This window comes from Phaeobacter sp. BS52, from assembly GCF_045040595.1.
In the GTDB taxonomy this organism is placed as follows: domain Bacteria; phylum Pseudomonadota; class Alphaproteobacteria; order Rhodobacterales; family Rhodobacteraceae; genus Phaeobacter; species Phaeobacter piscinae.
In genome coordinates this window covers 2,126,618-2,140,388 of sequence record NZ_CP090662.1, presented here as the reverse complement: position 1 = coordinate 2,140,388, position 13,771 = coordinate 2,126,618, and the positions used below count along the sequence as shown (strand labels likewise).

At 62.2% G+C, this 13,771-nt stretch carries 10 protein-coding genes and 2 pseudogenes; 8 read left to right on the top strand and 4 right to left on the bottom strand.

Features of this window, described 5'->3' with window-relative positions:
* Positions 1 to 25: 25 nt before the first annotated feature.
* A complete protein-coding gene (locus L0Z65_RS10400; RefSeq protein WP_405107374.1) occupies positions 26 to 1,546 on the bottom strand; it encodes a hypothetical protein in 1,521 nt (506 codons plus the stop codon).
* A 271-nt stretch (positions 1,547 to 1,817) separates the two neighbouring features.
* Between L0Z65_RS10400 and L0Z65_RS10395 the strand changes: the two genes are divergently transcribed.
* Positions 1,818 to 3,458 (top strand): SulP family inorganic anion transporter, encoded by a 1,641-nt coding sequence (locus L0Z65_RS10395; protein ID WP_040172156.1) that lies wholly within the window; start codon positions 1,818 to 1,820, stop codon positions 3,456 to 3,458.
* A gap of 118 nt (positions 3,459 to 3,576) precedes the next feature.
* Here the strand turns inward: L0Z65_RS10395 and L0Z65_RS10390 are convergent, their stop codons facing one another.
* Both L0Z65_RS10390 and L0Z65_RS10385 read right to left on the bottom strand, forming a co-directional pair.
* Complete coding sequence (locus L0Z65_RS10390) at positions 3,577 to 4,218, bottom strand: CatB-related O-acetyltransferase (RefSeq protein WP_405107370.1); 642 nt, start codon at positions 4,216 to 4,218, stop codon at positions 3,577 to 3,579.
* A 9-nt stretch (positions 4,219 to 4,227) separates the two neighbouring features.
* Entirely contained in the window at positions 4,228 to 4,833 is a 606-nt protein-coding gene (locus L0Z65_RS10385) for a flavin reductase family protein (protein ID WP_040172160.1), read from the bottom strand.
* Positions 4,834 to 5,043: 210 nt separating this feature from the next.
* Here L0Z65_RS10385 and L0Z65_RS10380 point away from each other — a divergent pair, with 210 nt between their 5' ends.
* The 4 genes from L0Z65_RS10380 (at position 5,044) to L0Z65_RS10365 (ending at position 7,739) form a co-directional block, all read left to right on the top strand.
* Positions 5,044 to 5,553 carry a GNAT family N-acetyltransferase gene (locus L0Z65_RS10380; RefSeq protein WP_040172162.1) on the top strand — a complete coding sequence of 170 codons (510 nt, stop codon included), beginning with the start codon at positions 5,044 to 5,046 and terminating at the stop codon, positions 5,551 to 5,553.
* 83 nt (positions 5,554 to 5,636) lie between these two features.
* Entirely contained in the window at positions 5,637 to 6,428 is a 792-nt protein-coding gene (locus L0Z65_RS10375; protein ID WP_405107366.1) for an EcsC family protein, read from the top strand.
* A gap of 122 nt (positions 6,429 to 6,550) precedes the next feature.
* Entirely contained in the window at positions 6,551 to 7,084 is a 534-nt protein-coding gene (locus tag L0Z65_RS10370) for a DUF1178 family protein (RefSeq protein WP_405107363.1), read from the top strand.
* 13 nt (positions 7,085 to 7,097) lie between these two features.
* A complete protein-coding gene (locus L0Z65_RS10365) occupies positions 7,098 to 7,739 on the top strand; it encodes an SDR family oxidoreductase (RefSeq protein WP_024098218.1) in 642 nt (213 codons plus the stop codon).
* Between the two features lie 109 nt (positions 7,740 to 7,848).
* Here the strand turns inward: L0Z65_RS10365 and L0Z65_RS10360 are convergent, their stop codons facing one another.
* Positions 7,849 to 9,648, bottom strand: a complete 1,800-nt coding sequence (locus L0Z65_RS10360; protein WP_405107359.1) for a serine protease — start codon at positions 9,646 to 9,648, stop codon at positions 7,849 to 7,851.
* 291 nt (positions 9,649 to 9,939) lie between these two features.
* Here L0Z65_RS10360 and L0Z65_RS10355 point away from each other — a divergent pair.
* The 3 genes and pseudogenes from L0Z65_RS10355 to glyS all read left to right on the top strand — a co-directional run bounded on the left by L0Z65_RS10355 (position 9,940) and on the right by glyS (position 13,653).
* Positions 9,940 to 10,870 (top strand): annotated as a pseudogene (locus L0Z65_RS10355) (glycine--tRNA ligase subunit alpha).
* A 33-nt stretch (positions 10,871 to 10,903) separates the two neighbouring features.
* On the top strand, positions 10,904 to 11,437 hold the full coding sequence (locus L0Z65_RS10350) for a DUF6446 family protein (protein ID WP_040172174.1): 534 nt from the start codon (positions 10,904 to 10,906) through the stop codon (positions 11,435 to 11,437).
* A gap of 76 nt (positions 11,438 to 11,513) precedes the next feature.
* A pseudogene (glyS, locus tag L0Z65_RS10345) lies at positions 11,514 to 13,653 on the top strand (glycine--tRNA ligase subunit beta).
* The last annotated feature ends 118 nt before the right edge of the window (positions 13,654 to 13,771 follow it).

The window sequence follows — 13,771 nt, the reverse complement described above, 5'->3', positions numbered from 1 at the left end:
TTTGGGGAAAGATGACAGGCGGCGGTCACTCGCGCCGGATGATCCCCGTCAAAGCCGCCGCGCCAAGGGCGGTGACGATCCAGCCCGCCAGCGTGAAGACCCAGCGCAGCCACCATAGCTGCTTGCCCCACCAGCCCCGTTCGGTCGAAGGTGCCCAGGCGTCGGTCTGGCCTAGGTCGATGATGGGGACGACAAGATCTGCCGCATAGGCATAGCGATTGAAGCTTTCCCAGTCGCGGCCAATGGTGGAGGTCAGGCTCCAGTCTTTGGCTGGGTTGGGATGAGGCGGGTGGTTGTTGTCTGCGTCGTATATCGCCCAGCTCTCTGATTGGAGCGCAACTGCCGAATTGGGCGCAAAGCTGCCTTCCTCCCAGGCGAGGTGGGCGGGGATGGTGGCGAGCCCCCACAGGAGCACCAAGGCGATCAGGCTGCGTTCTGGGCGAAAGCCATGGCCCGTCAGGAGCAGGGAGAGGCTATGCCAGATCCAAAGGGCGGGCGTTGTTGCCATGGCCCACAGGCGCTGGATGGGGTGTTTGGCGTTTGCAATGCGCTCTTTGCGGGCGTGGTGTCGCAGCTTTTCCCCGAGTGCGACCCGGACCTTGGTTGCATCCGCCTCATGCCCCATATCGTGCAGAACCTTGGCGAGCTGTTTGTAGGGGTGGGGGAAGAATTCACCACGCCAGGTGTCGCCTTTGGCGAGCCAGTTGAGCCGGGTGCGGGCATCGGTGGAGCCAATAATGCGGCGATAGGTGAAGCCGTCAAGGATGAGGTTTTCACCATCTTGCGTATCGTCTGGCCAGCAGTCGGGATCATCAACAAGGTCGCGGCATTTTGCAGCGCTAAGATCTACGACGCCTTGGACAGCGATCTGGTCACGAAGGAAAAACTCTTTTTCAATATCAGCGCTCTGGAGGGTCAGGGCCTTTCCGTGCTTGTTCTGGAACTCTGCGTCGGTGCAGTGTAAATTGCCGCGGGTTTTGATGCTAGTCAGATCCGCTTCGCCGAAGATTTTTGCAGAGGAGAGAAACACATCCTTTCTAATATCCGCGTTCTGAAGATTCAGCGCTCTTCCGCCCTTGTTCTGGAATTCGGCACCCTCGAAATCGAGCTGGCCGCCGACTTTGAGGCTGGGAGCTTCAAGAAACGGCAGTTTGCAGGAGTTCAACGAGACGTTTTTCAATGCGGTGCAGCGGGTGGCGTAGATCCCATGATTGAATAGGCAATTGTGAAACAGCACATTCCACGATATTTTACAGTCTATTATAGACAGTTGGCCACTGATAAATGCCCCTTTCAACAAAACACCGACTTCCGTGACAGAGGCATCCGAACAGCCACCCAAAAGGAAAAAACGCAGCACATCGGCGCGGATGTGGCGATCAGTGGGCAGGGATGACCAATCTTCTGGTTCAGACGGGGTTTTACCCTCCGGATCGCATTGACAGGGTTTACCGGCCTCCACAGCTGCCCTCAGCTTCCACTCCGCCTCTGTTGGCCCGCCTTCAATGGTCTTTTCAATCTCGTCCCAGCTCTTAAACCGCTGCATGTCAAATCCTTTGGGTGCAATGACGCGACAGTTTCTTGAAAGCACCGGAAAATCAAGGCGGGGCGAGTGGCTAAGTGTTACCAACCGCTTAAGTTTAATGTCAGCAGCGTTGCCGCAATGTTTCGCGTGCGAAACAATTGGGCAGGAGGGGTGACCCAATCAGCGGTTGGGCCTCATGGAAAGCGGCGCAAAGGGCCGTGCCCTTGCCCCAATGGCGGAATTCCGCTAGGGGCGGCGCTAACATGACCCTTTCCCGATCACAGGTGACCCCATGACACGCGGCATTATGGCGACGCTCGCCAAGCAGATTTCACCGCCCAATCTTTCCATCATGCAGGATGAGGGCTTTACCGTCTCCCGTGTGCGCACGGAGCTGCTGTCCGGCCTGACCGTAGCGCTGGCGCTGGTGCCTGAGGCGGTGGCCTTTGCTTTCGTCGCCGGGGTGCATCCGCTGGTCGGGCTCTATGCGGCCTTTATGGTGGGGTTGATCACGGCGGTGTTCGGCGGCCGACCGGGCATGATTTCAGGCGCGACGGGCGCCTTGGCGGTGGTCATGGTGGCGTTGGTCGCACAGCACGGGGTTGAATACCTCTTTGCCACCGTGGTGCTGATGGGGATCCTGCAGATCATCGCCGGTGTCATGCATTGGGGCAAGTTCATCCGGCTGGTGCCGCATCCGGTGATGCTGGGCTTTGTGAACGGTCTGGCGATTGTGATCTTCCTGGCGCAGCTGACGCAGTTCAAGGATCCGAGCAACACTGAGGCCTGGCTGGCGGGTCCGCAGTTGATGATGATGCTGGGGCTGGTGGGGCTGACCATGCTGATCATCTGGGGCACGCCCAAGATCACCGCAATCATCCCGGCGCCGCTGGCGGGGATTGGCATTGTGGCGGCGCTGGTGATTGCCTTTGGGATCAATGTGCCGACCGTGGGGGATATGGCCTCAATCAAAGGTGGTTTCCCCTCCTTCCACAACCCGTTTGGCACGGGTGAGGGGCTTTATGGCACCGCCCTTGCGCCCTTCACGCTGGAGACGCTGTGGATCATCCTGCCCTATGCGGTCATTCTGGCGGCGATTGGTCTGATCGAAAGCCTGCTGACGCTGAACCTGGTGGGCGAGATCACCGGCAAGCGCGGCGGGGCCAGTCAGGAGTGCATTGCGCAGGGCGCGTCCAATGTGGTCACAGGCTTCTTTGGCGGCATGGGCGGCTGTGCGATGATCGGCCAGTCGATGATCAATGTGAAATCGGGTGGCCGGACGCGGATCGCGGGCATCGCCGCGGCGCTGTTCCTGCTGGCGTTTATCGTTGTGGCCTCACCGCTGATTGAACAGATCCCGCTGGCCGCACTGGTGGGCGTGATGTTCATGGTGGTGATCGGCACCTTTGCCTGGAACAGCTTCAAGGTGATGACCAAAGTGCCCTTGATGGATGCCTTTGTCATTGTGCTGGTGACCGTGGTGACAGTGATGACCGACCTTGCGATTGCGGTGGTTGTCGGTGTGATCGTCTCTGCGCTGGCTTATGCCTGGAACAATGCGCGCCGTATTCACGCCTATACCCGCGAGTCCGAAAGCGACAAGGGCGCCAAGGTTTACGAGATCGAAGGGCCGCTGTTCTTTGGTTCCACCGATGGGTTCATTGAGCTGTTTGACGTGGCGAATGATCCGGATCACGTGATCGTGGATTTTGCCCGCAGCCGGGTGGTGGATCAGTCGGCCTTGCAGGCGATCGAGACGCTGGCGGGCAAGTATGAGGCCGAGGGCAAGGCTGTGGTGCTGCGCCACCTGAGCCGCGACTGTCATCAGCTGTTGACCAAGGCGGGCCATCTGATGGTCGATAGCGATGACGACCCGGACTATCAGGTTGCGGTCGATTACTCGGTCAAGACCGGGATCCTGGGCGGCCACTGACGCGTGCCGGATTGGCAAAAACAAAACCCGCGGCCCCAAGGGGGTCGCGGGTTTTGTCGCTTTTGGGGGTGTTCCGGCTGGGTGGCCGATCCGCGATCAGCCCCGGTTCGATCCCGGTTCAATCCGGGGCCAGAGCCTCCAGCATGTCGAGATCTCCGGCCAGTAGGGCCGGTTCTGCGCGGCTGATCAGATCGGCTGGCCAATCCCACCACTTCAAAGCCAGAAGCCGAGCAATCTGCGGCTTGGAAAACCGGTGCCTTACAGCGGTGGCGGGATTTCCGGTGGCGATGGCATAGGGCGGGATGGAGCCGCGCACCACGGCGCCTGCGCCGATGATCGCGCCATCGCCGATTTTTGCACCGGGCAGGATCAGTGCACCATAGCCGATCCAGACATCATTGCCCACGATGGTATCGCGGGTATCGGGTTGAAACCCCGCCATCTGGGTCTGGTCAAACACCGGAAAAGGATAGCAGCTGAGACCATCCTGCGCGTGATTGGCGGAGGCGGTGATGAAGCGCACGCTGTCTGCGATCTGGCAGAACTTGCCAATCACCACGCGTTCGCGGGATCCGGCAAAAAGATAGGGAGCCAGCCGACTGGCCCAGTCCGATGGCGGCTCAAAGGCGGAGGCATAGGTATAGGCGCCGATGGTGAAATTCGGGTGGTCAATCGCCTCGGCCAGCATCACGGTGCCCGCGTGCGCGGTGCCGTCCGGCAGGGTGATGGGATTGCGGCGCCTTGGATCGGGAAGGGGCATTGCAGGGCCTCATTGGTCGGGGCGGGTGAGGGAAAAGAGATCTCGGACAACAGAGTAGTCGCGATAGCCAAGGCGTGCCAGCGGCTGGAACCGGGTGACATCAAAGGTGCCGTCGTTAAGACAGCTGTCATCCAGATGGACGCCGACCACCTCGCCGAAGACCACCTTGTTGGCAGCGCCGGGCAGGGTCACGATCTGCGTCAGTTTGCATTCCAGCGCGGCGGGGGCGGCGGCGACGCGGCCACAGCTGATGGTCTCGCAATCGGCCATCTCAAGCCCTGCATGTTCGAACTCATTGATGTCCTTTGGCAGCGGTGCAGAGCTGGCGTTCATCGCATCCCGCAGCGCATAAGACACCACATTGACGCAGAACACACCGGTCTCCTCGATATTGGCGACGCTGTCCTTGGTGCCGTCGCGATCCGCCTTGGCGGAGGTGGAGGCAAACATCACCTGCGGCGGTTCATAGGCGACCGCGTTGAAAAAGGAATATGGCGCGAGATTGTTGCCGCCGTCCGCCCCGCGCGACGAGATCCAACCGATGGGGCGCGGGGTCACAATGGCGTTGAACGGGTTGTGCGGCAGGCCGTGGCCATCTTCTGGGCGGTAGAACATCTGCGGGTCTCCTATGTCTTGGCGAAGGCGGTAGCGCGCTGGTTTTGCTCGCGGATCCGGTCGCCGGGGTTTGCCCAAGGCTTACGCGCGTGTTAGGCCGATGACCAGCCTGCCGGGAGAGATTGCCGTGCGCTGTGGGACAAAGCCCGCAGGTGCGGCAGTAACGATCCGTGTCGGCAGGGACGGCGACGGGCGTGGAGGCAGGGCGGCGTGATTGAATTGAAGGCAGAGCAGCCCGAGGACCGGTGGGAGGTCGAGGCGCTTTATGATCTGTGCTTTGCGCCGGGGCGCGAGGCGCTGTCGTCTTATCGCCTGCGCGAAGCCGTGCCGCCGGTCAACGGGTTGAGCCAGGTGGCGCGGGACGAGGGCGGCATTCTGGCCGGGGCGATCCGGTTCTGGCCAGTGCGGATCGGCGATGCGGCATGGCCTGCGCTGCTGCTGGGGCCGGTGGCCGTTCACCCGACCCATCAGGGGGAGGGGTTGGGCGGTGCGTTGATCCGCGACAGCCTTGCCAAGGCGGCAGAGCGTGGCTGGAGCCGGGTCTTGCTGGTCGGGGACGCGCCGTATTATGTCCGCTTCGGCTTCACCCCATTGTGCGGGGTCGACATGCCGCCGCCGACAAACCCGGACCGGGTGCTGGGGCTGGATCTGGTGCCTGAAAGCTGGGCGAATGTGCGCGGTCAGGTGCTGCGCTGGAGCGGGCCGCAGACGCCGGGCTGAGGGGTTTGGTGGCGGCGGCGAACGGCTGCTATCTTGAAATACGGGGCGGGAATACAAACATTTTCTGCAACAAGAGGTGCGCTATGAGTGAGATCCTGACCCCTGATACGGCCCTAAATACAGACCTGACCAAGCCGCTGGCCGCTGCCGCCGTGGAGGCGGAGCTGACAGCGTTGGCGGAGCGCTATCGCGCGGCCGGTGGGCTTGGGATCCAGATCCTGAACCTTCTGGGCGGCTCTGTCGACGGGCTTTTGGACAGACTGCCCGCCCCGGTGCGGAGCCGGTTGGATGGCGCCACCGAGCAGGCGCTGCAATTGGCGATGCAGGGGGCCAGCGGGTCTCGGCGGGTGTTGCCGGACCAGCCCTCCGGTGTCAATCGCGCGGTGAGTGCTGCGATGGGCGCTGCGGGGGGGATGGGCGGTCTGCCAGGCGCGCTGGTGGAACTGCCTGCGACAACGGCGTTCCTGTTGCGCAGCATACAGGGGGTGGCCGCCGAAGAAGGTTTTGATCCCGAGGCAGATGGCGTGCGCTTTGACTGTATCCGGGTGTTTGCCTCAGCGGGGCCGCTGGCGGCGGATGACGGCGCTGACCTAGGGTTTCTGTCGCTGCGGCTGGGGCTGACCGGCGGCGCGGTGCAAAAGCTGATTGCCCAGGTGGCGCCCCGGCTCAGTGTGGTGCTGGGCCAGAAACTGGCGGCACAGACCGTGCCGGTGTTGGGCGCTGTTGCCGGGGCCACGACCAATTTTGTCTACGCGGGCTACTATCAGGAAATGGCGCGGGTGCATTTCGGGTTGCGCCGGCTTGCTGTTGCGGCGGATCAGCCGCATGAGGTTCTGGTTGCGCGGTTGCAGGACCGGCTGCTGGCTCCGCGTTAGATCGTTCATCGCGGCCCGAACCTGCGGCACCGATGTGACGTGAACTGTGGCGCGGGCGCTTCTGCCCTTGCACTTCAGGGGATTGAAGATTTAATCATCCCCTCCTGATAAGAGTGATGGTGATGATACAATACGCTCTGAAATGCGCCGAAGGGCATCGTTTTGACAGCTGGTTCCAGTCGGCTGCCGCTTTTGACAAGTTGGCAGCGGCAGGAATGGTGTCCTGCGCGCATTGCGGCTCCAGTCAGGTTGAAAAGGCGATCATGGCGCCGCGGGTGCGCCCCGGTCGCAAGGCCGTGTCCCCGGTCGGGGAGGCCGAGCCAGGCACTGCGGCGGCGCCTGCTAAGATGTCGCCAGCTGCGCCAGCCACCGCTGCGCCGTCACGCCCCCCGGCGGCGGTGGCACCTGGAGCGGGCGCGCTGAGCACCCCCTCGGGAGAGTTGGAGGCGGCGGTGGCCGAACTGCGGCGCAAGGTCGAGACAAATTCAGATTATGTCGGTAAGGATTTTGCCAGTGAGGCGCGCGCCATGCATTTGGGCGACACACCAGAGCGGGCGATCCACGGTGAGGCCAAGCCGGAAGAGGCAAAGGCCCTGATCGAGGAGGGCGTGCCGGTGCTGCCGCTGCCCTTCCTGCCCAATAGAAAAACCAATTGAAGGAAGACCGTTTATGCATGTCGTCGTGACAGGAACCAGCCGGGGCATTGGCCGTGAATTGGTGGCCAAGCTGCGGGAGGAGGGGCACGAGGTGACCGGCACCTCGCGCGATCATTCCTCTGGTGTGCGACTGGATGTGACTGATCCCGGTCAGCAGGCGCGGTTTGCCGCGCAGCTGAAGGGGCGCCCGGTGGATCTTCTGGTCTGCAATGCCGGGGTCTACCTCGATAAATCGATGGCGCTGGAGGATTACTCGGCTGAGGTCTGGGGCAAGACGCTGGCGGCCAATGTCACCGGTGTCTTCCTGACGGTGCAGGCGCTGTTACCGAACCTGCGGTTGGCGGCGGATCCGAAGATCGCGATCATTTCCTCGCAGATGGCGAGCCATGCCCGCGCGCCCGGCGGCAGCTATGCCTATCGCGCCTCAAAGGCGGCGGCGCTGAACATCGGGCGCAATCTGGCCACTGATCTGCTGCCCGAAGGAATTGCCGTCGGGATTTATCATCCCGGCTGGGTGCGCACCGATATGGGCGGCGATGAGGGCGATATCTCGGTGCAGGAATCCGTGGCTGGGCTGATGCATGAATTTGATGTGCTGAGCACGGAAACCACCGGCTGTTTTCACACCTGGGACGGGCGTATCCACGCCTATTGATCCGCGCCGCACACGCCGTTGCGCAGGCGTATCTGGATACATGAAAAAAGGCCGGAGCAGATGTGCTCCGGCCTTTGTTGATTTTCTGGAGTGCCATGGCAGCGGCTGATCACTCCCAGCAGCTGACCAATACGGTCATACCGCTGGCCTGACGGGTGAGGGCGCCAACGGGCAGGGCCGTGGCCCCGGCGCTGGCGTCTGTGACGGTCACCCCGGCGCTGCTCAGCGCGCTGCGCAGACTATCGGCGTTGGCGGCGAAGCTGACGCGGTCGGGCAGCTGGGTGGCGCCTTTGCTCTGGCTCAGCAACATGCCTTGGACGGCGCCATCAGTGGTCAGAACCGGACCGCCTGCATCGCCTGGCTGGCTGGTCAGTTGCAGACGCGAGACACCTGTGTTGCCGCTGAGGTCTTTTACATCCTGTAGGCTACCCCAGCTGAGGCTGGGAGCGCCCAGAACGCCCTCATAAGAGAAACCGGACACGGCGATATCGGACTGGAGGCGCGCAGAGGCGCTGGCGAGAGTGGCAACGGCCATCGGAGCGAGCGGCTCAACCGGGCGCAACACGGCAATCCCCGCGGCGCTGTCGTTGAAGGCAACCTCGGCCTGATATTCGTGATCCAGCGTGACCCGCGCGCAGCCAGCAACCACATCAGAGGTGGTCACAACGCTGCCCTTGGCATCGACATAGAAGCCCGAGCGCGACAGGCGCGGTTTGCGCACGTCGAGACCGGAGACCAGATCGACATTCTGCGGTGCATCGGCCCCGGCGGCGGGGTCAAGCACGCCATCAATGCGTTCGAAGCTGTTTTGCATCTCGGCCAGCACGCGGGCGCGGCGATCGTCATCGCCCATCGGCCAGACCAGCGTGAAGCCTTTGATCTCCCCGTTGGCAAGCCGGGCCTCGGTGTAGGAGACGATACCATTGCCACGCCCTTCAAGGGTGAAGCTGTTGCCGCTGCGCTGGCGCGGGCCGTCCAGCGGCACGATCTTCAGCGTCTGCATGATGTCATAAAGACCATAGAGTGTGCGTTTGTCGCCGGGCTGGCTGATCAGGAGGACCTGCGCGCCGAGATCACCGCTGCTCTTGAACAGGGCGAATGGAGACTCGTAGCGGTCAAAGGTGACTTCTCCGGCGGGGATGTTCAGCGTGATCCCGGCCCTTGTATCTGTGAGCGGGGCCATACCCACGGAGATCAGCGGCGCGTTGTATTCATCCATCAGGGCCTGACGCTGGGCGGTAGTCAGCACACCGGTGGGTGCATAGCCACGCGCCGACTGCCAGTCCGACATGGACCCACGGGTGCCACGACCAAAGGCCCCGTCGATGGTGGAGGTGTAGAACCCGGCCGCCTTCAGCGCGATCTGCAGATCCTTGCGCTCTTCGCGGGTGAGGCGGGATTCGCTGCGGCGGGCCTCGGCGGGGGTTTCATCAGGCAGCAGTGTCTGGGCGGAGGCTGCCGGGTCTGCTGGCGCCTCGGTCACCACTGCGGGGTCGATGGGCTCCAGAACCGGGCTTTCGACGGTGGGCTGTGTTTCGGTGTTTGCGCTGGCCGCTGTCGGGTAGAACTGATTGCCAAGGTTGCGGCCAAAAGCGATGAAACTGTCGCGCGGGATCTGACGTTCGGCGCGGTAGACCTGCAACACCCGATCCGCATCGCTGCGCGCATAAGGGCCAAGCACGATACCGTACCAGCCACCGCCGAGTGCGAAACCAGAGACATCGGGCAGGCGGGCGGCAAACTCCTGCGCCTCGGCCTGGGCTTCGCGCAGCGAGGCGCGGGCGGCGATTTGGATCCAGACGGTGTCCTGTGCGGATTGTTGGGGGCTGGTCTGGGCGGTGGCAACGCCTGAAAAGGCGGATGCCAGCGCCATCAGGGACAGTGCCAGCGTAGCAATCAAAGTCTTCATCAAAAGGCCTCTATCGGGTGATCGGTCGTTGGCGCGCACATAACCACTTTCGCGGCGCGAAGGGAACTCCTCTTCGCAGGGGGAAAACCGGGGCGCTGATGCCAAATTCGGGCTTTGACGTTGGCCTGACCGGCGTTTGCCGAAGGTCTGACAGGCCGCTGACGGGGGTAAGCGGGCCAGTGGGGGCGCTTCGGGGCGGTTGGACGGGCCTGTGCCGCGATGTGCCGTTGACCCTAGGCCGGGGCTTGCATAGGAAGAACCCCGGATTTGCTGCCCCCATAGGGAAGAAACATGACCGACACCAAAGGCGCCCCGCGCTCATTCCAAGAGATCATCCTGAGGCTTCAGACCTACTGGGCTTCCAAAGGCTGCGCCATTCTGCAGCCCTACGACATGGAGGTGGGTGCCGGTACCTTTCACCCGGCGACAACGCTGCGCGCGCTTGGCACCAAGGCCTGGGCCGCGGCCTATGTGCAGCCCTCGCGCCGCCCGACGGACGGGCGCTATGGTGAAAACCCCAACCGGTTGCAGCACTATTACCAGTATCAGGTGCTGATCAAACCGTCGCCGCCGAACCTGCAGGAGCTGTATCTCGGCTCGCTGGAAGCGATCGGTGTCGATATGGAGATGCACGATATCCGTTTTGTCGAGGACGACTGGGAAAGCCCGACGCTGGGCGCCTGGGGGCTGGGCTGGGAAGTCTGGTGCGACGGTATGGAAGTTTCGCAGTTCACGTATTTCCAGCAGGTTGGCGGCCACGACTGCCATCCTGTGTCGGGTGAGCTGACCTATGGTCTGGAGCGTCTGGCGATGTATATCCTTGGCGTTGATCACGTGATGGACATGCCGTTTAACGACCCGGATGCAATGATCCCGCTGTCTTATGGCGATGTGTTCAAGCAGACCGAGGAAGAATACGCGCGCTGGAACTTTGACGTGGCCAACACCGAAGTCCTGCTGCGTCATTTCGAGGAGGCCGAGGCCGAATGCGCCGCGATCCTGGCGCAGGAGCATATCGACCCCAAGACCGGCAAACGCATCATCATGGCGCATCCCGCGTATGACCAATGCATCAAGGCCAGCCATGTCTTCAACCTGCTGGATGCGCGCGGGGTGATTTCGGTGACCGAACGTCAGGCCTATATCGGTCGGGTGCGGGCGCTGGCCAAACAATGCGCCGACGCCTTTGTGCAGACCGACGCCGAGCGGCCACGCGGCGTAAGCCGCGCCGCGCTTTCACGAGGAGTCCACGGATATGGGCAAGTTCCTTTCGCTGATCCTGATCCTCTCTGGTCTCGTGGCCGGGGCGGCGATGTATTACCTTCAGGTCTATGGGTTTTACGAGGACGTCGCGCTGCAGCCGGGCCGCGATGTGATGTTGATGCCGCTTGGCGATGGAGAGCCTCTGCCGATCCGCTACAGCGGGTTTGAGGCGATTGACGCCGAAAGCTCTCCCATTCGCTACCGCGCCTGTTTTGCCACCGATCTGAAGCCTGAAGAGCTGGCGCAGCTGTTTGTGCTGTCGGATCAAAAAGAGCCGCGCAATGCGCCGGGTTGGTTCGACTGTTTTGATGCCGAGGCGATTGGTGCCGCTCTGGCGGAGGGGCGCGCCGAGAGCTTCCTGTCGGTCAAGAACATCTCCTACGGCGTGGACCGGATCGTGGCGGTGACCGACGCCGGGCGCGGCTATGTCTGGCACGAGCTGAATGACTGCGGCCAGAAAGCCTATGACGGCACCGTTGTGGGCGAGGAATGCCCGCCCCGGCCCGAGGCTGGCGAGGGGAACTGATGACCACCTGCGCCCTGTCTGCCCTTTCTCTTCTTATTGCTGCGCCCGGATGCGCGGCCATCCGTAAGGACATCTGATGCCTGATCTTCTGATTGAACTGTTTTCCGAGGAAATCCCGGCCCGTATGCAGGCGCGTGCGGCGGAGGATCTGAAAAAGCGTATGACCGATGGTCTGGTTGAGGCGGGTCTGACCTATGCCTAGCGCGCACGCGCTGTCGACGCCGCGTCGTCTGACGCTGGCGCTGGAGGGGGTGCTGGACCACTCGCCGACCGTGCGCGAAGAACGCAAAGGCCCCAAAGTGGGCGCGGCTCTGCCTGCGCTAAAAGGGTTCGCGAACGCTTTTGGAATTAGCCCTCAAGCTTTGCCCATAATCGACAGTCTGGCTGAGGGCGTCGGAACAAAAGTGACTATCGGCGAAGTCACTTTTGAAAATCGTGAAGTGAAGGGAAAACAAATAATCTTTGCTTCCCAGGAGGTTCCTGGTCGCCCGGCGGCAGAGATCATTGCCGAGGTGCTGGAAGATACCATCCGCAATTTCCCATGGTCCAAATCGATGCGCTGGGGCACCGGAACTTTACGCTGGGTGCGCCCGCTGCAGTCGATCCTCTGCATTCTGTCGAAAGAAGACGGCGCTGAGGTTGTGCCGCTGGATATCGACGGCATTGCAGCAGGCAACACCACCTACGGCCATCGTTTCATGGCGCCCGATCAGATCACCGTCACCGGGTTTGATGATTATGCCGCCAAGCTGAAGCGCGCCCATGTGGTGCTGGATCCGGCGGAGCGGGAAGCGGCGATCTGGCATGAGGCCACCAATCAGGCCTTTGCCAGCGGTCTGGAGGTGGTCGAGGACAAGGGACTACTGGCGGAGGTCGCTGGTCTGGTGGAATGGCCGGTGGTGCTGATGGGCGCCATTGACGATGAGTTTCTGGCCCTGCCGCCGGAGGCCCTGCAGACCTCGATGAAAGAACACCAGAAGTTCTTCTCCGTCCGCAATCCCAAGACCGGGCGGATCGAGAAATTTATCACCGTCGCCAACCGCGAGACCGCAGACAATGGCGCAACCATTCTGGCGGGCAATCAAAAGGTGCTGTCGGCGCGTCTGGCGGATGCGAAATTCTTCTGGGAGAACGATCTGCGCACGGTGACCGAACACGGGTTTGAGCCTTGGGTTGCGAAGCTGGGCAATGTCACCTTCCACAACAAACTGGGCACGCAGGCGGCGCGGATTGACCGCATCGCCGCACTGGCGCGGGAAATCGCGCCTGTCGTTGGCGCGGATGCTGATCTGGCAGAGCAGGCGGCGCGGGTGGCGAAGGCCGATCTGTCTTCCGAAATGGTTTATGAATTTCCCGAACTGCAGGGCCTGATGGGCCGCTACTACGCCGATGCAGCTGGCCTGCCTCAGGACGTCGCCAACGCCTGCGAAGCGCATTATTCGCCGCTTGGCCCGTCCGACGACGTACCGACAGAACCGGTGTCTGTTGCTGTGGCGCTGGCGGACAAGCTGGACACGCTGACCGGCTTCTGGGCGATTGATGAAAAGCCCACCGGATCAAAAGACCCCTTCGCCCTGCGCCGCGCCGCGCTGGGGGTGATCCGGCTGGTGCTGGAGAATGATGTGCGGATGGGCCTGCTGGGTGTCTTCACCATGAAAACGGAAGACTCTTCTGAGTTTGAGAAGAAATCGCAAAACCTGCTAGGTTTCTTCCACGACCGCCTCAAGGTCTTCCTGCGCGATCAGGGTATCCGCCATGATGTGATCGACGCCTGCATCGCGATGGACGGCAATGATGACCTGACGCTGCTGGTGAAACGGGCGCGTGCGCTGGAAGACTTCATGAAATCCGAGGATGGCCCCAACCTGTTGCAGGGCTTCAAGCGGGCCAACAATATTCTGGCGCAGGCCGAGGAGAAGGATGGCGTCGAATATTCCTATGGCGCGGACAAGAAATTCGCCGAGGACGACAGCGAGATTGCCCTGTTTGATGCGCTGGCGACCAGCGAGGGGGCGATATCTTCGGCCATCGAAGGCGAAGATTTCGCGGCTGCCATGGGCAGCATGGCGGCGCTGCGCGCACCGGTGGATGCGTTTTTTGAGGCGGTGCAGGTGAATTCGGACAATGAGGTGGTGCGCCGCAATCGTCTGAACCTCCTCAGCCAGATCCGCAAAGTCTGCGGGCAGGTTGCCGACCTCAGCCGCATCGAAGGTTAAGGGCGCCGCAACAGGCCGCGCGGCTGCACACGTCGCATGAATGACAGTCTTAAAACCCGGCGTGACCTGAGGGGCGCGCCGGGTTTTCTGCTTTTTCGGGGGGTTGCTGCGTGGCGGC

Bases quoted from the DNA above. Each gene is read 5' to 3' on its own strand.
- L0Z65_RS10370 (WP_405107363.1), top strand. From the start codon at position 6,551: ATGATACAATACGCTCTGAAATGCGCCGAAGGGCATCGTTTTGACAGC.
- L0Z65_RS10360 (WP_405107359.1), bottom strand. From the start codon at position 9,648: ATGAAGACTTTGATTGCTACGCTGGCACTGTCCCTGATGGCGCTGGCA.
- L0Z65_RS10390 (WP_405107370.1), bottom strand. From the start codon at position 4,218: ATGCCCCTTCCCGATCCAAGGCGCCGCAATCCCATCACCCTGCCGGAC.
- L0Z65_RS10385 (WP_040172160.1), bottom strand. From the start codon at position 4,833: ATGTTCTACCGCCCAGAAGATGGCCACGGCCTGCCGCACAACCCGTTC.
- L0Z65_RS10365 (WP_024098218.1), top strand. From the start codon at position 7,098: ATGCATGTCGTCGTGACAGGAACCAGCCGGGGCATTGGCCGTGAATTG.
- L0Z65_RS10400 (WP_405107374.1), bottom strand. From the start codon at position 1,546: ATGCAGCGGTTTAAGAGCTGGGACGAGATTGAAAAGACCATTGAAGGC.
- L0Z65_RS10375 (WP_405107366.1), top strand. From the start codon at position 5,637: ATGAGTGAGATCCTGACCCCTGATACGGCCCTAAATACAGACCTGACC.
- L0Z65_RS10350 (WP_040172174.1), top strand. From the start codon at position 10,904: ATGGGCAAGTTCCTTTCGCTGATCCTGATCCTCTCTGGTCTCGTGGCC.
- L0Z65_RS10395 (WP_040172156.1), top strand. From the start codon at position 1,818: ATGACACGCGGCATTATGGCGACGCTCGCCAAGCAGATTTCACCGCCC.